Here is a 25,469-nt window from a genome sequence, read left to right as displayed (position 1 = left end):
CTAGTGGCCTATACCCGCCTTGTCGTGCACGTTCTTCATCCACGCAGGTGCCCACCAGTTGGCCTCGCCCATGAGTTTGACCAAGGATGGAACCAGCAACATACGGATGATCGTCGCGTCGATGATCAGGGCCAGAATGACGCCGAAGCCGAGAAACTTCATGATCGACAGACCCGAGATGGTGAACGCCCCGGTGACCACGATCAGAATCAACGCCGCTGCGGTGACGATGCGTCCGGTGCGTTGAGCGCCGAAGATCACGGCTTCTTCGGTACTCGCTCCCGCCGCGCGAGCTTCGACCATGCGAGACATCAGGAACACCTCGTAGTCGGTCGACAAGCCGAAGATGACCGCGAGAATGAGAACGACGAACGTCGACTCGAGCGGTCCTGGAGTGACGCCGATCAGTCCTGCCCCGTGACCTTCCTGGAACACCCACGTCAGGGCACCGAAGGTCGCGCCCAAGCTCAGCCCTGCCATCAGGACCGCCTTGATCGGCAGCACGATCGAGCCGAATGCGAGGAACAGCAGTACCAGCGTCGAGACGACCATGATCGAGATCATCACCGGTAGCCACTTCGCGATGGCCGCATTTCCGTCGTCGATGTTCGCGCGACCGCCGCCGACGAGTATCTCGGTACCGTCCGGAGGGGTGATCGAGCGCAATGCAGACACTGCGTCGGATTGGGATTCGGCCTCGGTCAGTCCACCGGTCGGTTCGCTGTAGGCCGCCTCGAGGGTCACGAAATCGTCCTTGGAACCGAGGAATTCGGCGCGGGCGATACCGGGCGTGGACTCCACAGCCGAGGTCAGTGCTGCGATGGGTGCGCCCTGAGGCTTGGTGCCGTCCAGGCCACGAAGAACGATGGTGGCACCGTCACCGGTCGACTCGAAGTCGGTGCCGAGTGTTTCGAATGCCATGCGCGCAGGGTTGTCTTTCGGCAACGCCGTGTAATCGACCTCGCCGAGCGAGATCTTGAGGATCGGGGTAGCGATGATCAGCAACCCCGCGACGATGACGGCTGCGACGATCCCGGGATGTTTCATCACACGGGTGACCACTCCACCCCAGAACTTGTGTGCGCGTGCATCGCTGCGATCGGATGCGGTACGTGACCACGTCCAGGAGTTGATGCGGGTGCCGAGAATTGCGAGCAGTGCCGGAACGACGGTCAGTGACAGGGCCGCTGCGCTCGCCACCGCGGCCATGGCCCCGAATCCGAGGGACCGGATCACCGCCTGGGGGAAGACGAGCATGCCCGCGAACGCACAGACCAACAGCAGTCCCGAGAAGACGACGGTCTTGCCCGCAGTGGCGACGGTTCGGGCGGTCGCGTCGACCGGCGTCGACCCAGTTCGTAGTTCCTCGCGGAACCTGCTGACGATGAACAAGCCGTAGTCGATGGCCAGGCCGAGCCCCAACAGCGACGCGACGTTGATCGAGAACGAGCTGACTTCGGTGAACTCGGTGAGGACGCGCAGGATCGCCAAGGAGCTGAGCACGCTCAGGATGCCGACGAACACCGGAACCGCTGCGGCGATCACGCCGCCGAAGATGAAGATCAGCAGCAGTAGCGTGATGGGAACAGCGATGAGTTCCGAGCGGACGAGGTCGCTTTCGAGGGTCTCACTGAGCGAAACTCCGACCACCGACGCGCCGGCGAACTGCGATTCGACGCCGGGTACTTCGAGCTGGGGCGGAAGTTCGCCGAAGGTATTGAACGTGACGCCCGAGTTGGCCCCCAGGGATACCGTCACCAGCGCCTTCGTTCGGTCCTTCGAGACCAGGAATTCTTTGCTGACCGGGTCTGCGGTCCAGTACGAATTCACGTTGCCGAGGGTGTATCGACCGGTGAACTCGTCGAGCGTCGCCTGCACTCGGGGCCCGATGTCGTCGATCGTCTCGCCGTCGGGTGCGGTGTAGATCGCCACGATGTCCGGTGTCGGCTGACCGATGCCCCGCACCAGCCGTGCCACCTCCGACGACTCACTGCCGGCGTCGGCGTAGCCGCCCTCGCTCAGTTTCGAGAAGACGCTCAGTCCCAACACCCCGCCGACGGCGACGACGGCAACGACGACTGCCAGCACCCATCGTTTGTGCGATACGACGAACGAGGCCCAACGGGTCACGACGGTGCTCCGGCTCTGTGGAAGGGGTCAGTGGCGTCTCGACTGTAGTTGATCCGTGTCGGACCCCCGTGTTCTCATTAGAACAGGTGTTCGATGCAACGGCGATGCGGTGTGGGGAGGGCTCGATGGGATGGAACGACGGACCACCCACGTGGTCGGAGATGGAGCGCGTCCTGTCCGGACGTCCCAAGCCGGTAACCGAGGGCGACGGCGGTGACAGTCCGGCCTGGTCGCGAAAGAGGGACGTCTACGAGCGCACCATCGACAAGCCCGTGCTGTCCACGACGCCGTATGCAGAATTGCACGCGCACTCGGCGTTCAGCTTTCTCGACGGTGCCTCGCAGCCGGAGGAGATGGTCGAAGAAGCGGTGCGCCTGGGACTCGAATCCATTGCCATCACCGATCACGACGGTTTCTACGGAGTCGTTCGCTTCGCCGAGGCGGCCAGAGCCCTTGGCATCGGGACCGTGTTCGGTGCCGAACTCTCGCTCGACAGCGACCGATCCAGGGCCGGAGCGACCGACCCCGATGGCACTCATCTGTTGGTACTCGCCCGCGGTCAAGAGGGGTATCGACGGCTCTCGCGTCGGATCGCGGCCGCGCACCTGTCCGGTGGGGTCAAAGGCAAGCCGAAGTACGACATCGAGGAGCTCACCGAAGCGGCGGGTGGGCACTGGCAGATTCTCACCGGTTGCCGGAAGGGTCATGTTCGGCAGGCACTCTCGCGCGGCGGTCCGGAGGCGGCCGAGGCCGCGCTGCGCACTCTCGTCGACCGATTCGGGCCCGATCGCGTGACCGTCGAACTCACCCGGCACGGAATTGCGGACGACGACGAGCGCAACGATGCGCTCGCGGTTCTGGCTCGCAAGTACAGCCTTCCGACGATCGCCACCACAGCCGCGCATTATGCGAGTCCGCGCAGTAGGAGGTTGGCCATGGCAATGGCTGCCGTACGCGCGCGCAGCAGCTTGGACGAGGCCGCCGGGTGGTTGGCACCGACGGGCGGTGCACATCTCCGATCCGGGGCGGAGATGGCCGAGTTGTTCGAGCATTATCCGGGCGCGGTACGCGGTGCCGTCGAGCTCGGTCGTGAGTGCTCGTTCGATCTGACGTTGATCGCGCCGCGCCTACCGCCGTTCGAGGTTCCCGACGGATATACCGAGATCAGTTATCTGCGGCGGCTCACGTTCGAGGGTGCGGCTCGCCGGTACGGCCCGCAACCGGCGAATCCGGCAGCGTACTCGCAGCTCGAATACGAACTCGACATCATCGAGCGGCTCGAGTTCCCCGGCTATTTTCTGGTGGTCCACGACATCGTCCATTTCTGCAAGACACACGACATCCTCTGTCAGGGAAGAGGTTCGGCAGCGAACTCCGCCGTCTGCTACGCCATCGGCATCACCAACGTCGACCCGGTGGCGAACAAGCTGCTGTTCGAACGGTTCCTCGCACCCGAACGCGACGGCCCACCCGACATCGACATCGACATCGAATCGGATCGACGAGAAGAGGCGATCCAGCACGTCTACGCCAAGTACGGCCGCACCCATGCCGCTCAGGTGGCCAACGTCATCACCTATCGCGGCAAGTCCTCGGTACGAGACATGGCCCGCGCACTCGGCTTCTCGCAAGGACAACAGGACGCCTGGAGCAAGCAGATCACCCGCTGGTCCGGAATAGGTGATCAGGAAGGCGACGGTATTCCCGAGTCCGTACTCGATCTGGCCCGCCAGATCGAGGGCTTCCCCCGTCACCTCGGCATTCACTCCGGCGGCATGGTGATCTGCGATCGCCCGATTGCCGACGTCTGCCCGGTGGAGTGGGCGACGATGGAGAATCGCAGCGTGCTCCAGTGGGACAAAGACGACTGTGCCGCAGTGGGTTTGGTGAAGTTCGACATGCTCGGGCTCGGCATGCTCTCGGCGCTGCACTACATGATGGACCTGATCGCCGAGCACAAGGGCATCGACATCGAGCTCTCGTCGATCGACCTGTCCGAGCCCGAGGTGTACGAGATGCTTCAACGAGCGGATTCGGTGGGGGTGTTCCAGGTCGAATCCCGCGCGCAGATGGCCACTCTGCCCAGACTCAAGCCACGAAACTTCTACGATCTGGTGGTCGAGGTCGCCTTGATTCGTCCCGGACCCATCCAGGGTGGTTCGGTACACCCGTACATCAAGCGTCGCAACGGGCTGGAGCCGGTGATCTTCGAGCATCCGTCGCTCAAGAAGGCGCTCGATCGAACTCTCGGAGTTCCGCTGTTCCAGGAACAGTTGATGCAGATGGCCATCGATGTCGCCGGCTTCAGTGCGGCCGACGCCGACCAACTGCGCCGCGCCATGGGATCGAAGCGGTCACCGGAGAAGATGGAACTGCTGCGCGGGCGGTTCTACGACGGGATGCGCGACCTGCACGGCATCACCGGCGCGGCCGCGGATCGAATCTACGAAAAGCTCTCGGCCTTCGCCAATTTCGGTTTCCCCGAGAGTCATTCGCAGAGTTTCGCCTCGTTGGTCTTCTACTCGTCGTGGTTCAAGTTGCATCATCCGGCCGCCTTCTGTGCAGGTTTGCTGCGCGCCCAGCCGATGGGTTTCTACTCACCGCAGTCCTTGGTCGCCGATGCCAGGCGGCACGGCGTGCTGGTGCACGGTGCCGACGTGAACGCCAGTCTCGGTCATGCGAATCTCGAGGGAGACGGCCTCGAGATTCGTATGGGTTTGGCGGACGTGAAGTTCATCGGTACTGCTCTGGCTCAGAAGATCGTCGACGCGCGAGAAGCACACGGGCCGTACTCTTCCTTTCTGGATCTGACGGGTCGTATCGAACTGTCGGTGGCGCAAGCGGAATCGCTGGCCACGGCCGGCGCACTGGGGTGTTTCGGCATCACACGTCGAGAAGCGCTCTGGGCTGCAGGCGCGGCGGCGGGGGAGCGGCCCGGTCTGCTCCCCGGCATCGGCGCGTCGACGAAAGCGCCTGCGCTGCCGGGTATGACGGACCTCGATCTGGCGTCGGCCGATGTATGGGCGACCGGCGTCTCGCCGAACTCCTATCCCACCCAGTTCTTTCGAGATCGTCTCGATTCGCTCGGCGTGGTTCCTGCGAATCGGTTGCTGCAGATCCCCGACGGAGACAGAGTTCTCGTCGGCGGTGCGGTGACGCATCGCCAGCGGCCGGCCACGGCCGGAGGTGTCACATTCATCAACCTCGAGGACGAGACGGGCATGGTCAACGTGGTGTGCTCGGTCGGATTGTGGGCCAAGTACCGCAAGTTGGCCATCACGGCTCCGGCGTTGCTGATTCGCGGCAAGGTGCAGAACGCAGAGGGTGCGGTGACGGTGGTGGCCGATCATCTGCAACTGATGGATCTGCGAGTTGCGTCCAGATCGAGGGACTTCCGATGAAGGGCGACGTGCACAATCGAGTGGTGAAGCTGCTGCTGATTGCCGACACTCATCTCCCGAAGCGTGCTCGCGACCTGCCCGACCAAGTGTGGGCGGCCGTCGACGACGCGGATGTCGTGATCCATGCCGGTGATTGGGTGGACCTCGCATCGTTCGAGGCGTTGTCACGGCGGTCGCGTCGTCTGGTCGCGTGCTGGGGGAACAACGACGGTGACGAGTTGCGCGCGCTGATGCCCGAACGCGCCGACGTCGTGCTCGGCGGGGTTCGGTTCACCGTGGTACACGAGACCGGAGCCGCGACGGGACGCGAACGACGCATGGCCGCGGCGTACCCGGAGACGGACGTGCTCGTGTTCGGTCACAGTCACATCCCGTGGGACACGTTCGCGGACAACGGTCTACGGCTGCTCAACCCCGGCTCACCGACGGATCGGCGGCGGCAACCGTTCTGCACGTACATGACGGCCGTCGCCGAGAACGGGGAGCTGAACGACGTCGAGCTGCACCGCATCACACCTCGACCGCGGTAGCCGAGGCATTCACATGCCGCCGGCCACCCTGATGACGGTTCCGGTGGCGTACCGCGCATCCTCGGAGAGCAACCACGACACCGCACCGGCGATCTCGTCCGGCACACCGGGGCGGCCGAGCGGGATGCTCGACGCCATCTTCTGCGGCCGCTGCCGATCTCGGTGGAAGTCGGTCTCGATGACGCCCGGTGCTACGGCGTTGACGCGGATATTCTGCGCAGCAACCTCTTTGGACAAACCGACGGTGAGTGTATCGACCGCAGCCTTGGCCGCCGCGTAGTGTACGTACATTCCGGGGCTACCCAAAGTCGCTGCAGCGGAGGAGATGTTGACGATCGAGCCACCGGATTCGACCATCGCCGCGATCGCATACTTGCAGCAGGTGAGCACACCGACCAGATCGACGTCGAGATCCGCTCGGATGGTCTCGATGTCGTTGTCCACCAGCATCCCGACGGCGCGTGCCGAACCGGCGTTGTTCACCACACCGGTGACTGAGCCGATCTCCCCGGCAGCGCCGAACAGATCGATCACCGCCTGCTCGTCGGTGGTGTCGGCACGCACGGCGATCACCGTTCGCCCGGAAGCCGACAATTCCGCGGCCAACGCTTCCGCGGCGGTGGCATCGGAGCGATAGCCGATCACCACATCGTGCCCGTCGGCCACCAGCCGCCGGGATATGGCGGCACCGATTCCGCGGCTTCCACCGGTGACGATGGTCAAGGGAGCACTCATCATTCGACAATAGCCGTCGCGGAGAGGGCACAATTGCGGAAGAAGCAACCGCCCTTCGGCAGGAAGGAGACCCGAGGTGATCGATCGATCGGAGTTGGCCGCCTTTCTCCGGCAGCGGCGTGAGTCGCTGCAACCCGAGGACGTCGGGCTGCCACGGGGGCAGCGCAGACGCACACAGGGCCTTCGCCGCGAGGAGGTCGCCGAACTGTGCCACATGTCGACCGATTACTACGCACGACTCGAACGGGCTACCGGTCCAGCTCCATCGGAGCAGATGATCGCCTCGATCGCGCAGGGACTGCATCTGTCGCTGGGCGAGCGTGATCACGTGTTCCGCCTCGCCGGGCACAACCCTCCTGCCCGCGGTACGTCGAGCGAACACGTCAACCCAGGATTGCTGCGGATTCTGGACCGACTGAACGACACACCCGCCGAGGTCGTGTCCGAGCTCGGCGAAACTCTGCGCCAGACACCGCTGGGTGTTGCACTGACCGGGGATGCGTCGTTGCGCACCGGGCCGAGCCGGAGTCTGGGATACCGCTGGTTCACCGATCCCGCCGCCCAGCTGTCGTACCCGCCCGAAGAGCGCGCTGTGTTGTCCCGGGTCTACGCGTCGGGGCTACGCGAGATCGTCACTCTTCGCGGACCGGACTCGACAGCAGCGCACCTGTCCGCAGAGCTGCTCGAGGTCAGCGAAGAATTCCGAACCCTGTGGGCGAAACGCGAAGTGGGAGTTCATCCACCCGAAGTCAAGCGGTTCCTGCACCCGACGGTCGGCCTGCTGCAACTGAACTGCCAGACCCTTCTCGACCCCGAGCAAGCGCATCGTCTTCTGGTCTACACCGCAGTCCCCGGCAGCGAGAGCTACGCCAAATTGGAGCTGCTCGCAGTTTTGGGAACTCAGGTTCTCTCCTGACTCGATCCGCTGTGCCCCTCGTATCAGTGGATCGGGAAGTCCTGGATAAGCCCGGTACCGTCGTCGAACATGGGTTCTGCACATCCGAACCGCACGATCACCACAGCCGAGGAGCATCACATGGGCCGCATCGCAGATCTATCCATTGCCGACCTGACGGGACAGCGTGCCGTCGTCACCGGAGCCAGCGACGGAATCGGCACGGTCATCGCGACGCGACTCGCTCGCGCCGGAGCCGAGGTCGTCATGCCGGTGCGCTCTGCCGACAAAGGGGAGCGTGCCGCGAAATCGATCCGGGCCGCAGTTCCCGGCGCACAGGTCGCCACTCGCGCATTGGACCTGTCGTCACTGAATTCGGTTGCAGCGCTGACGAACGAGCTGGTCTCGGAAGGCCGGCCGATCGCCGTACTCGTCAACAATGCAGGTGTTATGCAGCCACCTGCGCGTCAAGTCACTCAGGACGGATTCGAGCTGCAGTTCGGAACCAATCACCTCGGTCATTTTGCGCTCACCCTCGGTCTGCTGCCGCTTCTTCGTGCCGGCGGTGCGCGAGTTACACATCAGACGAGCATCGCGGCGAGATCGGGGTCGATCAACTGGGACGATCCGAATTGGGAACGTACCTACGACGTCATGAAGGCATACAGTCAATCGAAGATTGCAGTCGCTCTGTTCGCTCGTGAACTCGATGCCCGCAGCAGGGCAGGCGGGTGGGGAATCACCAGCAACATCGCCCATCCCGGGATATCACCGACCAATCTGCTTGCAGCGCAACCAGGTCTGGGGCGTCCGAAAGACTCTGCGGGGCGACGGTTGATCGGCGTTCTCGCCCGAGTCGGCATTGCGGGATCGGTGGACAGCGCCGCACAGCCGGGCGTGATCGCAGCCGCAGGCATCGCCTCACGTGGTGACCAGTTCGTCGGTCCGGCGCGGACGATCGGCGGACCACCCGCCGAGCTCGGGCTCTGGAAGCCGCTGCGCAGCATGGACGATGCACGTCGACTGTGGGAGGCGTCCGAACAGCTGACCGGTGTCCGGCTCTCGTCCTGATTCGATCGAAGACACTCGATCTCGAAGATCCTCAATGAGGTGTCGGCGCGGGCTCCCTGGCATGGTCGACGAGATCGTGCACCAGCCCGATGATGACGTCCATCTGAGCGATGACCTCGACGCGCAACCGGTCCTGCTGGTCTTCGGGCATCGAAGGTGCGTCGGGCCGGTCGAGCGACATCAATAGGTCGATGTTCGTACGTAATGCGGTCAGGGGCTCCATCAGTTCCGCGCCTGCGTCGACGATCAACTGCCCCTGTCGTGCTCGCGATCGAGACAGGGACGCCAACATCTCGTTGAAGCTGTTGGCGAGTGACGCCAGTTCGTCGTCTCCATTGACGTCGATGGGCTCGAAATCCCCGGTCCTGGCGACGCGTTCGGTGCCCGCACGGAGTCGACGGACCGGCCTGAGCCCGGTGCGGGCCACGGCGGCACCGGCGACACCGGCCAGCGCTACGAGGAATGCTCCGACGATAACGAGTGCGAGTGTGAGTTTGGCGAGCAAAGGTGACGCCTCGTTGAGCGATTCGGCAACCATGATGGTCGCGCCCGAGTCGGTGCGTTCGGCCGAGAGATAGTAGCCACGGACCTCCCGAAGCGACCGATCGACGTCACCTTCGACGACAGATTTTTCAGGGTCGTCCAGTGCGCCGTCCGAGTTGATGAACGGTTCGGTACCGTTCGTCGACGTCACCAACGTGCCGTCGGTCGTCACCAGCGCTACTTTTACTTGGGTGCCCTCGGTGTCTTCTATGCCGAAGCCGAGCAGACCTGCCGGCAGGCCGGATGTCGCGCTGGCGATGATTGCATCGCTGTTGCGGCCGACGCGGTCGATGATCTGCGAACGAAGGGCCTGCTCCGCAACGAGATAGATCGCCAGAGCGCTCACCGCGACGGCGAGAGCCGCCACACTCATCGTCAACACTCGTATACGACCGTGCAACGACAGCGCCTTGGGGCGAGTGGCTGCACGTGTATCGCTCATCATTCGAGTATGCCGGTCGGCGAGCGACGACGATTCCGCAGGCCGCGCAGATCCAGTCGATGTTCGGCGCAGGCGACCTTCGATCGTGTTCTGCTCCCGGCGTCGGCCCCGACACTGCCGAGGATCGGAGACGTCGATCGAGCTGATTCTGCTGTTCAGGGGCGGTGGTCGTCGGTGTGGCTGCCCTCGTTCCAGCGCTGGGCCCACAGCCAGAGAGGTTCGAGTGCCGGCCCCAACTCGTCGCCGAGTTCGGTCAGGCGATAGGACCCGTCCGAGTCCTTGAGCAGCACTCGCGCATCGACGAGCGTGCGCAGTCGGGTGGCGAGAACGCTGGACGAGATGTCGTCGGTGCGTCGTCGTAGTTCGAGGAACCCGAGTGGGCCGCCACGTAGTTCCCACAGAATGCGCATGTTCCACCGCTGCCCCAGGAGGTCGAGGACGGCCGTCATCGATCGGCGGGATTCGCTTGCCATTTCCATCGCGTTTGATCATAGTGGTTCGAAAATCGAAGCAATTCGAAAATCGAAGCAGAGGGAGAGTGGCGATGACGCAGCGTGTGGCAGGGAAATCGGTGCTGATCACCGGTGCGTCTCGTGGCATCGGAGCGGAGACCGCGGTGCAGTTGGGTGCGGCGGGGGCGATGGTTGCCGTGAACTATCGAGAGAAGAAGCGCCGAGCCGACGGTGTGGTGCGAGCGATCGAGAAGAGCGGGGGCCGAGCGCTGGCTATCGGAGCCGACGTGACCGACTCGGCGGCAATCGATGCGATGCTCGCGTCGGTTGCTGCCGAATTCGGCGCTCTCGACGTACTGGTGCTCAACGCGTCCGGTGGGCTCGAGCTCGGTGCCGATGCCGGTTACGCGATGAGTATAAACCGCGATGCTCAGCTGGCGATGGCTCGCGCCGCAGCCGAACACATGGAACCCGGCTCACGCATCGTCTTTCTCACCAGTCATCAGGCGCATTTTCACGGCAGGAAGCCGGTCCCCGTGGAGTACGAGCCCATTGCCGAGAGCAAGCGAGCAGGCGAGGACGCTCTACGTGGGATGATTCCCGAATTGGATTCTCGTGGCATCGAATTGGTTGTGGTGTCCGGCGACATGATCGAAGGCACCATCGTGGTGACTCTCCTGGAGCGCCGAAACCCTGACGCAGTGGCCGCTCGCACCGCACAGGGTGCGCTTCCCACGGTTGCCGAATTCGCGGCGGCTGTGGTGGACGCTTCCGTCATGCCGATCGAGAAGTCCGGTCACACCGTGTATGTCGGCGGAGCCGATTACCTCGAGCAGTGACTGCTGGGTAATCGGCTCCGTTCGACCGGTTAGAAATCGTGCCTCTGCGGTGTCAGCTACCGAGAACGCAGAACTGACCGCTCGTGAGGTTCAGTGCCAGCGACAGAGGGCCGACGCAATCGACGCCCTGAGCCTCGGACGTGGCACCGGATCCCCACCCGGCGACTGCGAGAGTCGTCTGGCCGGCATCGGCCCACGAGTGAGCGATGCCGCCGCCGAGCGCCAGTGCATACGCCGTTCCCGCATTCTTGCTTGCTCCCAGTGCGACGCCGTATCCGTTGGCGTAGGTGGTCGTTGCGCCGGGGCCGTCGTTGACGCTGACCGCGGTGCCGCTGTCGGCAGCGCCGGCAGTGGCCCGGCCGGTGCCGTTCGAGGTGGCTCCGCAGCTCGCGGTGTCGGCGACCTGGATGTCGTTGGCCGAGGGCGGAGACACGCAGTTGACAGGTGCTGCCGACGCGGTGCCGGCGCCCACCAGGGCTGCGGTCGCCATTCCTGAGCCGAGGGCGAATATTGCTGCGGTGCGGGCAATTCGGCTACCGAACCGACTCGACGTGCGCGTGGAGGAGGAGGTGGGGGAAGCGAGACGGGGCAGGGAAACAGAGAACAACAGAAAGCTCCTTCACGAGCGAAACGGGTCGGTGCGGCACACGGTACCCCGCTCGAGTCGTTCACGGCAGCAAGCTGCTGCGGTTTGTGTAACGGTGCCGCTGGCATCCGGGAATGAATCGTCGTAGAAGTCCGGTTTTGAGTACCCTGGCCGGAGTCCTCGTGGCCGCTGGGTGTGCGTTCACAACGCTCTCCTGCTCTACGTCTGATCCATCGAATTCGGCTCCACCGCTTGATAGTTCGGTATCCGCACCTGGGCTGGCACTCGCGCCCGAGTCGGCAGGGGACGCAGCGCGGCGGCAAGCGCCGGTGCCCGCCGATCGCAAGGAAATCGTTACCGGGCAAGTGTCGATCGTTGCCGAAGATCCGATCGCCGCTGGACGCAGCGCGGCGGAGACGGTGACAACTGCGGGCGGGCGAATCGACAACCGCACCGAGTCCCCCGAGAACGACGAGACCACCGCGAGTAGCTCTCTGACGGCACGCATTCCGGCCGACGAACTCGACGCCACAGTCGACGCGATCCGAAACCTGGGCGAGGTGACGAGCCTGTCCGTCACGCGGGACGACGTCACCATGCAGTATCAGGATCTCGATGCGCGGATTTCCGCACTCCAGGCCTCGGTGGATCGCTTGCGTGCGCTGATCGCGGCCGCGTCGAACACTGCCGATCTCATCGAGGCGGAATCGGCACTCTCGAGCCGTCAGGGTGAGCTCGACAGTTTGGTATCACAGAAGAACTACCTGGCGGACCAGATCGATTTGTCGACGCTCACAATTGATTTCGCGTCCGAGAAGGGTGTCGATCCGGCCACGCCGAGCAATTTCTGGGACGCGGTCGTGTCGGGGTGGCACTCGTCGACCGCTGCCGTCGGCGGGGGAGTGTTGCTGATCGGTGCTGCGCTGCCGTGGCTGGCCGTCCTGGTCGCCATCGCAGCTGCCGTGTACGGACTGGTCCGGCTTCGGCGACGGTCGAGAAGCTGACCTCGCGAACTCATGGACCGGTGGCGCCGCCGTACGTCGCGATCTTGTATTCGGTGGCCACGAGCGAGAGTTGCAGTTCTCGAATACGACGTCGGACGGTGTCTCGATGCTCGACCAGCATGTCGAGTCGTTCCGGAACGGTGTGTTCCCCGCCGTCGACGAGTTCGACGTAGTGCTGGAGGTCGCGCATCGGCATCCCGGACAACCGCATACGGGTGAGGAACACGAGCCTGCGCACGGCGGCGGCGTCGTATCGTCGATGATCGAGGCCGTCTCGGGCAACCTCGATCAGGCCGCAGCGTTCGTAGTACCGCAGTGTGTGCGCGGAGATATCGAGGAGCTCGGATACCTCGGCGATGCCGAGTGGTTCGGAGAGCTCGCCAGGTTCGATCAGTTCGTGCAGCAGTTCGACGGTCAACGGTGCGTCCGAGTCCGCCACGGCTGCCAGCGCCCTGTTCATCAAATCCGTCGTCGCCATGAGTACAGAAGATAGTCCTGCCGGTGCCGTCAGACCGGGCGGACGGATTCGGGCGCACCCGGGAAGTCCGCGCTCGAGGACAGTTCGGCGTTGGTCTCGAGCGATGCGAGCTCTCGGCGGTAGGACTCGCGCAACCGTCGGACCGCCTCGCGTCCCAGCGGAATGCGCAGGGGAGCGGAGTCGGCCTCGACCAGGTCATGGATGATTCGAGCCGCGCGGTGCGGATCTCCTTCCTGCTGTCCGCTCGCAGCGAGCATGTCGGTTCTCATCGCGCCGAGAGCGTCGGCGTACACGTCCGTGGAAATAGCGCGTTCGAGCACATCGGCATTGTTGAAACCGGTCCTGAAGCGGCTCGGCTCGACGATCAGAACTCGAATCCCGAACGGTGCGACCTCGCCGGCCAGCGCCTCCGACCAACCCTCCAGCGCGAACTTTCCAGCCGAATAGGAACCGGCTCCGGGGAAGGAGATGCGGCCACCCTGGCTACTCATCTGCACGATCGTTCCGCTTCCCTGCGCACGCATTCCCGGCAGCACTGCGCGCGTGAGTGCGGCAGGACCGACCACATGTTGTTCGAGCATGTCACGCAGCCGAGCGTCGTCGATTTCCTCGGCAGCACCGATTTGTCCGACGCCACCGTTGTTGACCAGTACGTCGATACGTCCGAACCGGTCGATCGAGGCCTCGACGACGGCCGCCGCGGACGCGGTGTCTCGGACGTCGAAGGCGATGGGCAGTACCGATTCCGGGTGTTCGGCGAGCAGTTCGTCGACGCGTTCGGGTCGACGCATCGCCGCGACCACGGTGTCGCCCGCCGCCAGTGCGGCTTCGGCCAGTGCTCGACCCAAACCGGAGGATGCCCCGGTGATGAGCCAGGTGCGAGTAGGTCGTGGTGTTGCGGGTGCCTGTGTCATGAAACGCACGCTATGGCTTCGAGCGCGCTCTAACGCAAACCCGTCAGACGCTGCCTTCGTACCCGTGTTGCCGCCATGCCTCGTACATCGTCACCGCTGCTGCGTTGGCGAGGTTGAGCGATCGACGGCCCGGAATCATCGGAATACGGAGTCGCTCGGTCACGCGGGGATCGTCCAGAACCTCGTCGGGCAATCCGGTCGGTTCCGGTCCGAACAGAAGAACGTCGCCGGGTTCGTACGCGACGTCGGCATAGGACCGACTCGCGTGAGCGGTGTAGGCGAACACTCGCGTCGGTGCCAGTGCGGACCAGGCCGACGGCAGGTCTTCGTGAACGGTGACCGACGCCAGATCGTGGTAGTCCAACCCGGCCCGCTTCAGTTTCGGTTCGGACATGTCGAAACCGAGAGGACCCACCAGGTGCAGTTCACATCCGGTCCCGGCGACCAGGCGAATCGCGTTTCCGGTGTTCTGTGGGATGCGGGGCTCGAAGAACATGAGTCGAAACACCCGGTTCACTCTGCCATCACGAACCCGGGAAGTATGGGGCAGGTGGACGACGAACGGACGATCGGCGAGGACTTTTCCGACACGCGACTGGACGGGCAGGAGTGGACCGGCAGGCAATTCGTGCGGTGCACCTTCCGAGACGCGGACATGAGCGGAGTTCGAACCGATTCGGTGGTGTTCACCGAATGCGATTTCACCGGTACCGACCTGACCGAATCGATCCACACGAACTCCGCATTCCGCTCGTGCACGTTCACTCGAACAAATCTGCAGCACAGCACTTTCCGTCACTCCACGATGATGGGATCGATGTTCGTCGACAGTCGCATGCGGCCCGCTGTCTACGACGAGGTCGACTTCACCCTCGCGTCTTTGGGAAACGCCGACCTGCGCGGCGTCGACCTGACGGGGTGCCGAATGCGGGAAGCCAACCTCGTGATGGCGGATTTCCGGAAGGCGACGATGCGTTCGGTCGATTTCGCGGGTGCCCGCACCGTCGACGCGAAATTCGACGAGGCAGACCTACGCGGAGCCGTCGCCGATTCGTCCCTGTGGGTGAGTGCAAGTGTGCGGGGAGCGAAGATCGAGCTGATCCAGGCCGTGGCTTACGCGGGAGCGCAGGGTCTGATCGTCGAGGGCTGACGACGGCGGTCGGACCGGTGCAGCGCGGCCGGTTCCGAACCTGGAACAATGACCGGGTGACTGCAACGATCCTCGATGGCAAAGCGACCCGCGACGATATCTTCGTCGATCTCACCGCCCGCGTGGCAACACTGCGTGAGAAGGGCATCACCCCAGGTCTGGCCACTGTTCTTGTGGGTGACGACCCGGGTTCGGCAGCGTACGTTCGGGGCAAGCACAACGACTGCGCCAAGGTCGGCATCACCTCGATTCGTCGCGACCTACCCGCGGACATCACCCAAGCGGATCTCGAAGCCGTCATCGACGAACTCAATGCCAACCCCGATTGCACCGGCTACATCGTGCAGCTGCCGTTGCCGAAGCATCTCGACGAGAACGCTGCGCTCGAGCGGATCGATCCGGACAAGGACGCCGACGGTCTCCACCCGATCAACCTCGGCCGGCTGGTACTCGGCAAGGACGCCGCACTGCCGTGCACGCCACGTGGGATCGTGCACCTGCTTCGCCGTTACGACGTCGCTCTGGACGGTGCACACGCGGTGGTCATCGGCCGCGGCGTCACGGTGGGTCGACCCATCGGGCTGCTGCTCACCAGGCGTTCGGAGAACTCCACGGTGACGTTGTGCCACACCGGAACTCGTGATCTTGCCGCCGAGGTTTCGCGCGCCGACATCGTCATCGCCGCCGCCGGAGTCCCGGGACTGATCACTGCAGACATGGTCAAGCCCGGAGCTGCTGTACTGGACGTCGGGGTCACCCGCACCGAGGACGGACTGCGCGGTGATGTCGGAGAGGGTGTCTCCGAGGTGGCCGGATTCCTCTCGCCCAACCCCGGCGGCGTCGGACCGCTGACGCGAGCCTTCCTGCTCACCAATGTCGTCGAGCGCGCCGAACGCATCGCCGCCGAGAGCTGAGCGAAACGAGGATGAACGCCGCCGAGGACACCCGAGACGAGCCCGAACCGGGATTTCGCGCTGCAGTCGCGCGCAACCTACCGATCGTTGCCGTCTCGGTCGTCGTCCTTGCCGCGCTGATCCTGGTGCTGGCCGATCGTTGGCGCCGCGGCGCGTTCATCTTCGGATGCGCGGCGTTGTTGGCAGCCGTGCTGCGGCTGTGCCTGCCGGAATCGCGCGTCGGAACACTGCAGGTGCGCAGTCGAGTGTTCGACGTGTTGGCGCTGGGCTGTGTCGGTGGAGCGATCGTCTTTCTGTCACTGTCGATCGATCCGCTGGGAACCGACTGACCTCAGGGCTGGATGGAGCGCCCGGTCCGAACGAGAGCGGTGTCAGCGACGACCCAGGCGGGCCAATTCCATCGTCTCGGCGAGCAGCTTCGCAACCGAGTCGGCTTCGGTGAGAAAGCCGTCATGACCGTCGCGTGACTGGATCACTTCGAGTCCACGGCACTGGGGGAGTTCGCGAGCGATCTCCTTCTGCAGGCGAAGCGGGTACAGGCGATCGGAATCGACTCCGCCGACGATCGTCGGAACCGGTGTCGATGCGAGAGCTTCGGCAACACCGCCGCGCCCGCGGCCCACGTCGTGACGGTTCATGGCTTCGCTGAGCAGAACGTACGTTGCCGCGTCGAACCTGCTGACGAGCTTGGCCGCCTGATGCTCGAGGTAGCTCTGTGCGGAGTACCGACCTCCGGCCCACGGGTCCTCGTCGTCCTGTGGTGAGTTCCCGAATCGAATGTCGAGTTCGCTCTCGGTCCGGTACGTCAGGTGCGCGATGCGCCGCGCGATGCCGAGACCGGCCGTGGGTGAGGTGCCGGTGTCGTGATAGTTGCCGCCGAGCCAACCCGGATCGGCCTTGATTGCGGCGATCTGCGTTGTCTGGGTACCTATCTGGTCGGCGGTGGCCCGGGCACCCACCGCGAGTACCAGTGCGGCCGCGACCCGGTCGGGATGGCCGACGATCCATTCCAGGGTGCGCATCCCGCCCATCGACCCGCCCACGACAGCGGCGAACCGATCGATGCCGAGGACGTCGGCCACCGCTACCTCGGCTGCGACCTGATCGCGGATGGAGATGTAGGGAAAACGAGACCCGTACGGCGTGCCGTCGGGAGAGATGCTGCTCGGTCCGGTAGTGCCACCGCAACCACCGAGAACGTTGGTCGCGACGACGCACCACTCGTCGGTGTCGATGGGGCAGCCAGGCCCGACCATTCCGTTCCACCAGCCGGGCAGAGCGTGATCCGTGTCCGGCGGGCCGGACACGTGCGAGTCACCGGTCAGAGCGTGCTCGACGAGGACGACGTTGCTGCGATCGGCGGCGAGTTCACCCCACCGCTGCACCGCAACGGTCACCTGTGGGATCCGATCGCCGCTTTCGAGATCGAGACCGCCGATGTCGATAGTTCCCAGCCGCCCGTCCGGAGACGGTAGAACCGTCTCCGGACGAACGCCTGTGTCGCAGGAATAACTCAAGATGCCGCCGCGCTGAATCCGACCTCGAGGTCGGCGATGATGTCCTCGATGCCTTCGATACCCACTGCAAGACGAACCAGCCCAGGAGTCACTCCCGATGCCAGCTGCTCTTCCGGGGTGAGTTGGGAGTGCGTCGTGGACGCGGGATGGATGACGAGAGAGCGCACGTCTCCGATGTTAGCGACATGGCTGTGCAAGGTGAGTGCGTTGACGAACTTCTTGCCCGCGTCCACTCCGCCTCGCAACTCGAACGCCACGATCGCGCCCTGCCCCTTGGGCAACAATTCCTGGCCCCGCTGATACCACGGCGACGACTCCAGCCCGGCGTAGTTGATCGAGGTGACGTCGTCGCGACCGGCGAGGAACTCGGCCACCTTCTGTGCGTTCGCCACGTGCCGCTCGATTCGCAGGCTCAACGTCTCCAGGCCTTGGCTGATGAGGAAGGCATTGAACGGAGAGACTGCGGCACCGATGTCGCGCAACAGCTGCACGCGTGCCTTCAGTGCGAATGCGGGCGCACCGAGGTCGGCGAAGACCACCCCGTGGTAGCTCGGGTCCGCGGTGGTGAAGTTGGGGTGGCGGCCCTGAGTCCAATCGAACGTGCCGCCGTCGACGATGACACCCGCGATGGCCGTTCCGTGGCCACCCAGGTACTTCGTTGCGGAGTGCACGACGATGTCGGCACCGTGCTTCAACGGCTGCAACAGGTACGGCGTCGCCACCGTGTTGTCCACGATCAACGGGATGCCGTTCTCGTGGGCTACCGCCGAGATGCCGGGGATGTCGAGAACGTCGTTCTTCGGGTTGGAGATCGACTCGCCGTAGAACGCCTTGGTCGACGGAGTGATCGCGGCTCTCCACTGCTCGAGATCATCGGGATCGTCGACGAACGAGACGGTGATGCCCAGCTTGGGGAGTGTGTAGTGGAACAGGTTGTACGTACCGCCGTAGAGCCGCGGACTCGAGACGATGTGGTCTCCTGCCTCCGCGAGGTTGAGAATGGCGAATGTCTCGGCGGCCTGACCCGACGCCACCAACAACGCAGCGACGCCACCTTCGAGTGCGGCGATGCGCTGCTCGACGACATCCTGAGTGGGATTGATGATGCGGGTGTAGATGTTGCCCGGCTCGGCGAGGCCGAACAGGGCTGCCGCGTGGTCGGTGTTGTCGAACGTGTACGAGGTGGTCTGGTAGATCGGCAACGCGCGAGCGTTGGTGGCACCGTCCGGGGTCTGACCGGAGTGGATCTGCTTGGTCTCGAAGCTCCAGTTGGCCGACGGGTCGGTGAACGGATCCTCGGTGGGTGCTCCGGTGGCGTCGACGACGTCGGGGGTCGAATCGGTCATGGCTGGTGATACTCCGTTTTCTGAGACGAGTCTGTCTAAGACGAATCGAATGTCGAATGAAGCTCGAGAAGTCGAGCGCTACGGGGCGTATCGGTACAGCAACACATGAGAGAACCTCCTGACAGGCCTCGGCCCCTGGAGGCCGAAGATTCAGTGGGTCCGCTTCCTGCGGACCCGCGCTTGTCGATTCGGCACTCGGCGTGCCGGATCGGCCCGGTCGTTCACCCGGGGCACCCCACCGCGGTTGGAGGGTTGCCGGCCAGCAAGCCGGGGCTCGATGCTGGCACTCATGACCTGGCGAAGATCTTAGCGGGTACGTGAGCTCCGCAGGAACAAGGGCTCGGCAGGCACTCGAGCAGATGCTCGGGTGAGGACAATCACCGCGCTGCGACTCGAAAACAAGTTGCCAGAGGGAAGACAATGGTCGGGTTGGCTGTTCTCTTACTCGATTGCGCTCTGCTGAATCGATTCGGCGAGCCGCCGTTCTTGTCGCTCACTTCCCCGATCGAAACGAAGGTAGTACCGCTGTGACTGTCACCGATTCCGCTCTTTCCCGAGTCAGCGCTGTGCGCGGCAAGGTGTCGAGTGGTCTGAGTGTCAGTCATCGACCGCACTCGACCCGTCGCAAGCTCGCCATGTTGGCCCTGTCCATCGGCGGTTTCGGCATCGGCACCACGGAATTCGCGTCGATGGGCTTGCTGCCGGACATCGCCACGACGATGGGGATCTCGGAGCCCTCTGCGGGCCACATGATCTCTGCCTACGCGCTCGGCGTCGTGGTCGGCGCGCCCACCATTGCTGCCCTGGCTGCACGCGTTCCCCGGCGGATGTTGCTGCTGGTGTTGATGGTCGCCTTCACTCTGGGCAACCTCGGCACGGTGTTCGCACCCAGTTTCAACGAGCTCGTCGCCTCGCGATTCGTCGCGGGCCTGCCGCACGGTGCGTATTTCGGAGTGGCCGCGCTGGTGGCTGCCCACCTCGCCGAACCGGGTAAACGAGCCAAAGCCGTCGCGATGGTGATGATGGGTCTCTCGGTCGCCAACGTCGTCGGCGTTCCGGTGGCTACGTGGATCGGGCAGGCGCTGGGATGGCGCAGTGCGTTCGCTCTCGTGGCGGTCATCGGTGCCCTCACCGTCGCCGCGCTCGCTGTGTGGATGCCGAGACTGGACGCCATGCCGACCACCAGCCCCATCACCGAGCTGGGTGCATTGCGCCGTAGCCAGGTGTGGATGACCCTGTTCGTGGGCATCGTGGGATTCGGTGGCATGTTCGCGGTGTACACCTACATCGCGTCGACGCTGACCGATGTCGCCGGTCTCGCTCGCGCGCTCGTTCCGGTTGCCCTGATGATCTACGGACTGGGGATGGTCGCCGGCAACTACGCCGGTGGCTGGCTGGCCGACCGGTACCAGCTCAGGGGCACCTTCGTCGGTCTGGCCGCGACTGCAGTGTTCCTGGCGCTGTTCGTGGCAGCGGCACACAATCCGATCACTGCTCTGCTCCTGGTGTTCCTCATCGGTGCGTCCGGTTCCTCGGTGGTCCCCGGCCTCCAGACGAGGCTGATGGACGTGGCAGAGGACGCCCAGACGCTCGCCGCGTCGCTCAACCATGCCGCGTTCAACCTGGCCAACGCCATCGGAGCGGCAGTCGGCGGTGCCGTGATCGCCGCAGGCTTCGGCTACACGGCACCCGCCGCCGTCGGCTCGGGCCTGGCGGTGGCCGGTCTCGGTGTGCTGGCCACCGCCATGTGGATGGACAGGCGCTCGGCCGCGAAGTAAGCGACCCGGTTCGGTCAGCCGGTGATCGTCGCTGCCGTTCCGCCGAGTGCCTCCGACAGAGCCGGGGTGAGCTTGTCGATGACGTACGGCAGGCTGAGCACGCTGGTGAAGTAGATCGCGCCGGCCGTCACCCCGTCGGTGAAGACCAGATTGCCGTCCTGCACCGGCTCGAGTGCGTTGTACACCGCTACTTTCTCGAGCTGCGTGCGGTCGCCCGGACCCTCGGTTCCCCAGATCAATACGTCGGCGACGTCGAGGACCGACAGGTTCTCCAGCGGAATGCTGGCCTGAGCGCTACCGTCCGCCGGAACGTACGCGTCGATGTCGTCGGGGATGGCGAAGCCGAGCTTGGTCAGAAAGTCGGTGCTCAGTCCGTCCTGGTACGCAATCGCCTTGCCCTCGTAGAACGCGTTCTGCAAGAAGATCGCCTTCTTACCGGCAAACTCCGGGTGTGCGGCCGCGGCGTCCGCGAACTTCTGGTTCACTCCGTCGATCAACGCATCGACCTCGTCCTTCTGGCCCAGTGCGCGTCCGATCTTCTCCGCCTGCACGTCCCAGGGCTCGAAATACGCGGTCGACGCGTCGGACTGTGCGAGCGTCGGTGCGATGTCGCTGAGCGTGTCGTACGTGTCCGCCGTCAGGCCGGCATTGGTGGCGATGATCAGATCGGGCTCGAGTGCGGCGATCTTTTCCGTCTCGAATCCATCGTCGTTCGAGAGCACTTCGGGCTGCGCGTCCCCCAGCGCTGCCTGAGCCCAGGGCCAGGTTGCGTACGGCTGCTCGCCGTACCATTCCGTGACGCCGACGGGTATGACGCCGAGCGCCAGGACGGTGTCCTGTTCGGTGTAGCCGGCCACAACGACACGAGTGGGTTCCTCGGGCACGACGGTCTCACCGAACGCGTGCTCGATCGTGACCGGGAATGCGGACGAGTCGGACGAGGGTCCCGTTTCGGCACCCGCGCCCGGCGTTGTCTCGTCGCTCGAGTTCGAGCAGGCGCTGAGCAGTCCCGCGGTGGTCAGCGCTATCGCGCACACCGCCAGAGTTGTGCGTAGTGGTCGGGTGTGCATCGTTACGCCTTTCGGAAGGGTTGGCTAACAAACGGAAGGATAGCCGACCCTAAATCGGACGTGCAGTCGAGTTCGTGATCGACCCGACGGTCCGGCTCGAACCTTCACCGAACCTCCACATTTCCCGACGGACTCCTCCATGTGAGCCCTCTAGGGTCAGTTCTCATGAGCCGCACAGTTCTCGTCGTGGACGACGAGCCCACGATCTCCGAGGCCGTCGCTGCGCGACTTCGCGGCGAAGGGTACGAGGTCGTCACCGCAGCCGACGGTCCCGCCGCGGTCGAGGCGTGCGCGCGGTTCGATCCCGATGTCGTGGTCCTCGATCTGATGCTGCCCGGATTCGATGGGCTGGAGGTGTGCCGCCGGATCCAGTTGTCGCGGCCTGTCCCGGTATTGATGTTGACGGCCAAGTCGGACGAGACCGACATGCTGGTCGGCCTCGGTGTCGGCGCAGACGACTACCTGGGCAAGCCGTTCAGTATGCGGGAGTTGGTCGCTCGGGTGCACGCGCTGATTCGCCGCGCCGAGCGAACCGCTGTGAGCGAACCCAAGGCCGTCCGAGTCGGTGACGTGCGGATCGATCACCGGGAACGGCGGGTGTTCAACGACTCCGGCGACATCCACCTGACCAGAACGGAATTCGACATCCTCGCCTATCTCGCCGATCGGCCTCGTACCGCGGTCTCGCGGGAGACCCTGCTCTCGGAACTGTGGGGCTGGGACGATTCGGCGAGCAGCAGAACCGTCGACAGTCACGTGAAAGCGTTGCGCCGCAAACTCGGTGGCAATCTGATTCGTACCGTGCACGGAGTCGGCTACGCCGTGGAGGTGCCGCGATGATGCGGATGCTTCCGCGCCCCCTTGACCCCTTGCGCTCGTTCAAGCTCAAGGTTTCGCTGATCGTGGGTATCGTGCTGGTGCTGGCCAGCATCGTCTTCTGGATCGGGGCGGGCTGGCAATTTCGCTACACGCTCCTGGCGGCGCTCGTGGTGTCCTTGGCCGCGACGCAATTCGTTGCGCATGGAATGACGTCGCCGCTGCGCGAAATGACCTCGGCAGCCAAAGCGATGGCGCGGGGCGACTACTCGACGCGAGTGCGGGCCACCTCGCGGGACGAGGTGGGCGAGCTCGCCACCGCGTTCAACACCATGGCGGGCGACCTGGAGGCCGCCGAGAAGTATCGTCGGGAACTCATCGGCAACGTCTCGCACGAGTTGAAGACACCGATTGCCGCCCTGCGTGCCGTGCTCGAGAACGTGGTCGACGGGGTGACCGAGGCCGATCCCGAGACGTTGGCCGTGGCACTGCGCCAGACCGAGAGGCTCGGCGATCTGGTCACCGAACTGCTCGATCTCTCGCGGGTGGAGGGCGGTGTGCTCAGCATTGCCCGGGAGGAATTCGAGGTGCGGGAGTTCCTCGAAGATGCGACAACCGTTCACCGAGAACGAGTGTCGATACTCGTCTCACCGAGCGATGTGACCGTCGTGGCCGATCGATCTCGAATGACACAGGTGATCACCAACCTCGTCGACAACGCCGTGCGTCATTCCCCGCATTCGAGCACGGTGACGTTGCGGGCTCATAGAATCGACGACGCGTTCGCGCTCGACGTGGTCGACGAGGGCCCCGGCATCGCACCCGCCGATCGCCACGCGGTGTTCGACCGATTCACACGCGGCGGATCCACCGACGGCGGAACAGGTCTCGGCCTCGGCATCGCACGCTGGGCCACCGAACTGCACGGCGGAACCATCGAAGTTCTCGACAGTGAATCCGGCTGCCACATCAGAGTGGTCATCCCCGAGCACTGACTTTCTCGATCGATCCGAACCGAGACTGCCCGTCCACGGACTGCAGCCGCCGACCTTCCATGCCCGAAATACAGAAAAGGCAGCGCCATGAGCACGATCGACATTCAGACTCATCCGAAAGCTCACCGCCGGCGATCGTTGTGGGGCCCGCGCACCTGGCCGGCGGTTCGGTACTCTCGGGCACCCCGCGTCGCACTGGTCGGAGCAGCCCTCACCGGTGTGGTCGGGGTAGTCGTGCTGGGCCACAGTGCTTTCGGCGTGCTGATCACCACGGTGGTGTTCGTTGCCGTTGTCCTCGCTGTACGCAGCGGCAGGCTCTCTCTCTGGGAATGGGCAGGCGTGGCAGGAGTTCTGGCACTGGCGAGCGTGTCTGCAGTGCGAGAGGCCGAGTGGATCGTGACGATGTCGACGACGCTCGCCATCGTGGTCGGCGCGGTGGTGCTCTCCCGCGCATGGACATGGACGGGAATTGCACTCGGTGCCGCGCTCCCCGTGTCGGTGCCGATGCGGGTGCTTCGCTGGACCGGCAGGGGAGCAGCTTCCGTCGATCTGGAGGGTCCGCGGCCGGCGCGGATCGGCATGGTCGCATTCGTCACCGTGGTGCTCTGCGTCGTGTTCGCGGCACTGTTCGGTGCAGCAGACCGGCGTTTCGCGGACGCGCTCGCCGCGGTAGTACCGGAGTTCGATGTGGAATCGCTCGTCGGACGCACCCTTGTCTTCGTTCTCACCACCGCAGGTGCGCTGGCCGTGGCATACATTGCACTGCATCCGCCGCGCTTCGATCGGCTCGCACCGTCCCCGCGTCGAACACTTCGTCTGTGGGAGTGGATGATTCCCCTCGGAGCGGTGGTCGCGCTGTTCACCGTGTTCGTGGGCTTCCAAGTGCCGACACTGTTCGGCGGGCAGGGGCACGTCCTGACCACCGAGGGCCTGACCAATGCCGAATATGCCCGGCAGGGCTTCTGGCAACTGCTGGCGGTGACAGTACTGACATTGCTCGTCATCGCGGTCACGGTCATCAAAGCCGGGCGCATCGCCCGACGCGACCGGATTGCGTTGCGTGCCTTGTTGGGAGCGCTGTGTGTCCTGTCCATGGTGATCGTGGCATCGGCGCTGCATCGAATGTCGTTGTACGAGGAGCAGTACGGCTACACCACTCTGAGGTTGTTCGTCACGGCTGTCGAGTGGTGGCTGGGATCGGTGTTCGTGCTCCTGATCGTCGCGGGCGTGCGGATGTCGGGACGCTGGCTTCCGCGAGCAGTCGGCGTCGGGGCGGTACTCACAGTGCTCGCATTGGCGGCCCTGAATCCCGATGCCTACATCGCGCGTCACAATGTGGAGCGATTCGAGCAGACCGGACGCATCGATACGTCCTACGTGGGTGGTTTGTCGGCCGACGCCGACGCCGAGCTCGAGCGACTGCCCGACTACGTGCGTCCCTGTGTACAGGCTCGCGGCCCGGTCTTCGTAGGCGATACCTGGCACCTGTGCACGGACCGCTCGGTATCTGTACCCTGAGCAACGACTCGGATCAGCGGCACACCAGGGAGGTGCGGGATGGGATACCAGAACTTCGTCGTCACGTCGCTGCTTCTTCTGTCGCTGCTGCTGACGGCGCCGGGCGGAACAACGGACGTTGCACTGGTTCTCGTTGCGGCGCTGGCGGTCCTGATGGTGCTCGCGCACCGCGTCGATGTTCTGACACTGCTCCGGCGTTTGCCGAACGTCGGACCCACTGCCGAGGGACGCCACCTACGAGGTGCGTTCCGACGCCAGCACCGGCCCGATGCGCCGGGCCGCCCGCAGCCACGAGCACCCGGTGCCCTGGTGGGGGCACTCTAGTTTCGAGTTTCCCCACGCCTT

The 25,469-nt window shown here is 64.5% G+C and carries 25 protein-coding genes and 1 riboswitch; of the genes, 14 read left to right on the top strand and 11 right to left on the bottom strand.

From position 1 onward, the window contains the following. On the bottom strand, positions 1-2,130 hold the full coding sequence (locus CH275_RS04930; RefSeq protein WP_094675742.1) for an MMPL family transporter: 2,130 nt from the start codon (positions 2,128-2,130) through the stop codon (positions 1-3). A 125-nt stretch (positions 2,131-2,255) separates the two neighbouring features. Between CH275_RS04930 and CH275_RS04925 the strand changes: the two genes are divergently transcribed. Together CH275_RS04925 and CH275_RS04920 are read left to right on the top strand one after the other, a co-directional pair. After that, entirely contained in the window at positions 2,256-5,531 is a 3,276-nt protein-coding gene (locus CH275_RS04925) for an error-prone DNA polymerase (protein ID WP_094675740.1), read from the top strand. Positions 5,532-5,554: 23 nt separating this feature from the next. Next, positions 5,555-6,061 (top strand): metallophosphoesterase family protein, encoded by a 507-nt coding sequence (locus tag CH275_RS04920; protein ID WP_094675820.1) that lies wholly within the window; start codon positions 5,555-5,557, stop codon positions 6,059-6,061. 9 nt (positions 6,062-6,070) lie between these two features. Here CH275_RS04920 and CH275_RS04915 read toward each other — a convergent pair whose 3' ends face one another. Continuing rightward, positions 6,071-6,796: an SDR family NAD(P)-dependent oxidoreductase gene (locus CH275_RS04915; RefSeq protein WP_179275981.1), complete on the bottom strand. Its 726-nt coding sequence runs from the start codon at positions 6,794-6,796 to the stop codon at positions 6,071-6,073. A gap of 76 nt (positions 6,797-6,872) precedes the next feature. On the opposite strand from CH275_RS04915, the gene CH275_RS04910 reads away from it, so the two are divergent. Beyond that, positions 6,873-7,712 (top strand): helix-turn-helix transcriptional regulator, encoded by an 840-nt coding sequence (locus tag CH275_RS04910; RefSeq protein WP_094675736.1) that lies wholly within the window; start codon positions 6,873-6,875, stop codon positions 7,710-7,712. A gap of 120 nt (positions 7,713-7,832) precedes the next feature. Continuing rightward, on the top strand, positions 7,833-8,762 hold the full coding sequence (locus CH275_RS04905) for an SDR family oxidoreductase (protein ID WP_094675818.1): 930 nt from the start codon (positions 7,833-7,835) through the stop codon (positions 8,760-8,762). Positions 8,763-8,793: 31 nt separating this feature from the next. Here the strand turns inward: CH275_RS04905 and CH275_RS04900 are convergent, their stop codons facing one another. Both CH275_RS04900 and CH275_RS04895 read right to left on the bottom strand, forming a co-directional pair. Then, positions 8,794-9,747 (bottom strand): HAMP domain-containing protein, encoded by a 954-nt coding sequence (locus CH275_RS04900; RefSeq protein WP_094675816.1) that lies wholly within the window; start codon positions 9,745-9,747, stop codon positions 8,794-8,796. A gap of 155 nt (positions 9,748-9,902) precedes the next feature. Then, complete coding sequence (locus tag CH275_RS04895; protein ID WP_256990857.1) at positions 9,903-10,226, bottom strand: winged helix-turn-helix transcriptional regulator; 324 nt, start codon at positions 10,224-10,226, stop codon at positions 9,903-9,905. A 65-nt stretch (positions 10,227-10,291) separates the two neighbouring features. Between CH275_RS04895 and CH275_RS04890 the strand changes: the two genes are divergently transcribed. Continuing rightward, positions 10,292-11,038, top strand: a complete 747-nt coding sequence (locus CH275_RS04890) for an SDR family oxidoreductase (RefSeq protein ID WP_094675734.1) — start codon at positions 10,292-10,294, stop codon at positions 11,036-11,038. A gap of 52 nt (positions 11,039-11,090) precedes the next feature. Here the strand turns inward: CH275_RS04890 and CH275_RS04885 are convergent, their stop codons facing one another. Further along, positions 11,091-11,645 carry a DUF6764 family protein gene (locus CH275_RS04885; protein ID WP_179275544.1) on the bottom strand — a complete coding sequence of 185 codons (555 nt, stop codon included), beginning with the start codon at positions 11,643-11,645 and terminating at the stop codon, positions 11,091-11,093. 308 nt (positions 11,646-11,953) lie between these two features. Here CH275_RS04885 and CH275_RS04880 point away from each other — a divergent pair, with 308 nt between their 5' ends. Beyond that, entirely contained in the window at positions 11,954-12,628 is a 675-nt protein-coding gene (locus tag CH275_RS04880) for a DUF4349 domain-containing protein (RefSeq protein WP_256990856.1), read from the top strand. Positions 12,629-12,638: 10 nt separating this feature from the next. Here the strand turns inward: CH275_RS04880 and CH275_RS04875 are convergent, their stop codons facing one another. From CH275_RS04875 to CH275_RS04865, 3 genes are read right to left on the bottom strand one after another with little or no spacing between them, the layout of a single operon-like run. Next, a complete protein-coding gene (locus CH275_RS04875) occupies positions 12,639-13,106 on the bottom strand; it encodes a MerR family transcriptional regulator (protein ID WP_094675730.1) in 468 nt (155 codons plus the stop codon). 29 nt (positions 13,107-13,135) lie between these two features. After that, a complete protein-coding gene (locus CH275_RS04870) occupies positions 13,136-14,020 on the bottom strand; it encodes an SDR family NAD(P)-dependent oxidoreductase (RefSeq protein WP_094675728.1) in 885 nt (294 codons plus the stop codon). A gap of 43 nt (positions 14,021-14,063) precedes the next feature. Next, positions 14,064-14,528, bottom strand: coding sequence for a tRNA (cytidine(34)-2'-O)-methyltransferase (locus CH275_RS04865; RefSeq protein ID WP_179275980.1), 465 nt, complete (start codon positions 14,526-14,528; stop codon positions 14,064-14,066). A 33-nt stretch (positions 14,529-14,561) separates the two neighbouring features. Here CH275_RS04865 and CH275_RS04860 point away from each other — a divergent pair, with 33 nt between their 5' ends. The 3 genes from CH275_RS04860 to CH275_RS04850 are packed head-to-tail and all read left to right on the top strand — an operon-like array spanning position 14,562 to position 16,413. Then, the gene (locus tag CH275_RS04860; protein ID WP_094675724.1) at positions 14,562-15,170 is read left to right on the top strand and encodes a pentapeptide repeat-containing protein; all 609 of its coding nucleotides are present in this window, start codon (positions 14,562-14,564) and stop codon (positions 15,168-15,170) included. A gap of 56 nt (positions 15,171-15,226) precedes the next feature. Further along, on the top strand, positions 15,227-16,084 hold the full coding sequence (locus CH275_RS04855; RefSeq protein ID WP_094675812.1) for a bifunctional methylenetetrahydrofolate dehydrogenase/methenyltetrahydrofolate cyclohydrolase: 858 nt from the start codon (positions 15,227-15,229) through the stop codon (positions 16,082-16,084). An 11-nt stretch (positions 16,085-16,095) separates the two neighbouring features. Further along, positions 16,096-16,413 (top strand): DUF3017 domain-containing protein, encoded by a 318-nt coding sequence (locus tag CH275_RS04850; protein WP_094675722.1) that lies wholly within the window; start codon positions 16,096-16,098, stop codon positions 16,411-16,413. Between the two features lie 42 nt (positions 16,414-16,455). Here CH275_RS04850 and metX read toward each other — a convergent pair whose 3' ends face one another. Beyond that, entirely contained in the window at positions 16,456-17,601 is a 1,146-nt protein-coding gene (metX, locus tag CH275_RS04845) for a homoserine O-acetyltransferase MetX (RefSeq protein WP_094675720.1), read from the bottom strand. Continuing rightward, complete coding sequence (locus CH275_RS04840; RefSeq protein ID WP_094675718.1) at positions 17,598-18,947, bottom strand: bifunctional o-acetylhomoserine/o-acetylserine sulfhydrylase; 1,350 nt, start codon at positions 18,945-18,947, stop codon at positions 17,598-17,600. The genes metX and CH275_RS04840 overlap by 4 nt, the downstream gene beginning before the upstream one ends. A 171-nt stretch (positions 18,948-19,118) precedes the next feature. After that, a riboswitch (SAM riboswitch) is annotated at positions 19,119-19,242 on the bottom strand. A gap of 340 nt (positions 19,243-19,582) precedes the next feature. Here CH275_RS04840 and CH275_RS04835 point away from each other — a divergent pair. Next, the gene (locus CH275_RS04835; RefSeq protein WP_094675810.1) at positions 19,583-20,725 is read left to right on the top strand and encodes an MFS transporter; all 1,143 of its coding nucleotides are present in this window, start codon (positions 19,583-19,585) and stop codon (positions 20,723-20,725) included. Between the two features lie 14 nt (positions 20,726-20,739). Here the strand turns inward: CH275_RS04835 and CH275_RS04830 are convergent, their stop codons facing one another. Further along, positions 20,740-21,795, bottom strand: a complete 1,056-nt coding sequence (locus tag CH275_RS04830; RefSeq protein WP_094675716.1) for an ABC transporter substrate-binding protein — start codon at positions 21,793-21,795, stop codon at positions 20,740-20,742. A gap of 165 nt (positions 21,796-21,960) precedes the next feature. Between CH275_RS04830 and CH275_RS04825 the strand changes: the two genes are divergently transcribed. The 4 genes from CH275_RS04825 (at position 21,961) to CH275_RS04810 (ending at position 25,448) form a co-directional block, all read left to right on the top strand. Beyond that, positions 21,961-22,635 (top strand): response regulator transcription factor, encoded by a 675-nt coding sequence (locus tag CH275_RS04825; RefSeq protein WP_094675714.1) that lies wholly within the window; start codon positions 21,961-21,963, stop codon positions 22,633-22,635. Continuing rightward, complete coding sequence (locus tag CH275_RS04820; protein ID WP_094675712.1) at positions 22,635-23,606, top strand: HAMP domain-containing sensor histidine kinase; 972 nt, start codon at positions 22,635-22,637, stop codon at positions 23,604-23,606. The genes CH275_RS04825 and CH275_RS04820 overlap by 1 nt, the downstream gene beginning before the upstream one ends. A gap of 87 nt (positions 23,607-23,693) precedes the next feature. Then, positions 23,694-25,124: a DUF4153 domain-containing protein gene (locus CH275_RS04815; RefSeq protein WP_094675710.1), complete on the top strand. Its 1,431-nt coding sequence runs from the start codon at positions 23,694-23,696 to the stop codon at positions 25,122-25,124. A gap of 39 nt (positions 25,125-25,163) precedes the next feature. After that, a complete protein-coding gene (locus tag CH275_RS04810) occupies positions 25,164-25,448 on the top strand; it encodes a DUF6412 domain-containing protein (RefSeq protein WP_094675708.1) in 285 nt (94 codons plus the stop codon). The last annotated feature ends 21 nt before the right edge of the window (positions 25,449-25,469 follow it).

Origin of the sequence: Rhodococcus sp. 06-235-1A (assembly GCF_002258785.1) — a bacterium.
GTDB lineage: Bacteria > Actinomycetota > Actinomycetes > Mycobacteriales > Mycobacteriaceae > Rhodococcoides.
Note: the sequence above shows the minus strand (reverse complement) of the source record. Positions and strands in the feature narration are given on the sequence as shown.

Coding starts and splice junctions, on each gene's coding strand:
- CH275_RS04870 (WP_094675728.1), bottom strand. CDS start 14,020: ATGACACAGGCACCCGCAACACCACGACCTACTCGCACCTGGCTCATC.
- CH275_RS04875 (WP_094675730.1), bottom strand. CDS start 13,106: ATGGCGACGACGGATTTGATGAACAGGGCGCTGGCAGCCGTGGCGGAC.
- CH275_RS04815 (WP_094675710.1), top strand. CDS start 23,694: ATGAGCACGATCGACATTCAGACTCATCCGAAAGCTCACCGCCGGCGA.
- CH275_RS04890 (WP_094675734.1), top strand. CDS start 10,292: ATGACGCAGCGTGTGGCAGGGAAATCGGTGCTGATCACCGGTGCGTCT.
- CH275_RS04850 (WP_094675722.1), top strand. CDS start 16,096: ATGAACGCCGCCGAGGACACCCGAGACGAGCCCGAACCGGGATTTCGC.
- CH275_RS04840 (WP_094675718.1), bottom strand. CDS start 18,947: ATGACCGATTCGACCCCCGACGTCGTCGACGCCACCGGAGCACCCACC.
- CH275_RS04825 (WP_094675714.1), top strand. CDS start 21,961: ATGAGCCGCACAGTTCTCGTCGTGGACGACGAGCCCACGATCTCCGAG.
- CH275_RS04900 (WP_094675816.1), bottom strand. CDS start 9,747: ATGAGCGATACACGTGCAGCCACTCGCCCCAAGGCGCTGTCGTTGCAC.
- CH275_RS04820 (WP_094675712.1), top strand. CDS start 22,635: ATGCGGATGCTTCCGCGCCCCCTTGACCCCTTGCGCTCGTTCAAGCTC.
- CH275_RS04835 (WP_094675810.1), top strand. CDS start 19,583: ATGTTGGCCCTGTCCATCGGCGGTTTCGGCATCGGCACCACGGAATTC.
- CH275_RS04925 (WP_094675740.1), top strand. CDS start 2,256: ATGGGATGGAACGACGGACCACCCACGTGGTCGGAGATGGAGCGCGTC.
- CH275_RS04810 (WP_094675708.1), top strand. CDS start 25,164: ATGGGATACCAGAACTTCGTCGTCACGTCGCTGCTTCTTCTGTCGCTG.
- CH275_RS04915 (WP_179275981.1), bottom strand. CDS start 6,796: ATGAGTGCTCCCTTGACCATCGTCACCGGTGGAAGCCGCGGAATCGGT.
- CH275_RS04905 (WP_094675818.1), top strand. CDS start 7,833: ATGGGCCGCATCGCAGATCTATCCATTGCCGACCTGACGGGACAGCGT.
- CH275_RS04895 (WP_256990857.1), bottom strand. CDS start 10,226: ATGGAAATGGCAAGCGAATCCCGCCGATCGATGACGGCCGTCCTCGAC.
- CH275_RS04830 (WP_094675716.1), bottom strand. CDS start 21,795: ATGCACACCCGACCACTACGCACAACTCTGGCGGTGTGCGCGATAGCG.
- CH275_RS04860 (WP_094675724.1), top strand. CDS start 14,562: ATGGGGCAGGTGGACGACGAACGGACGATCGGCGAGGACTTTTCCGAC.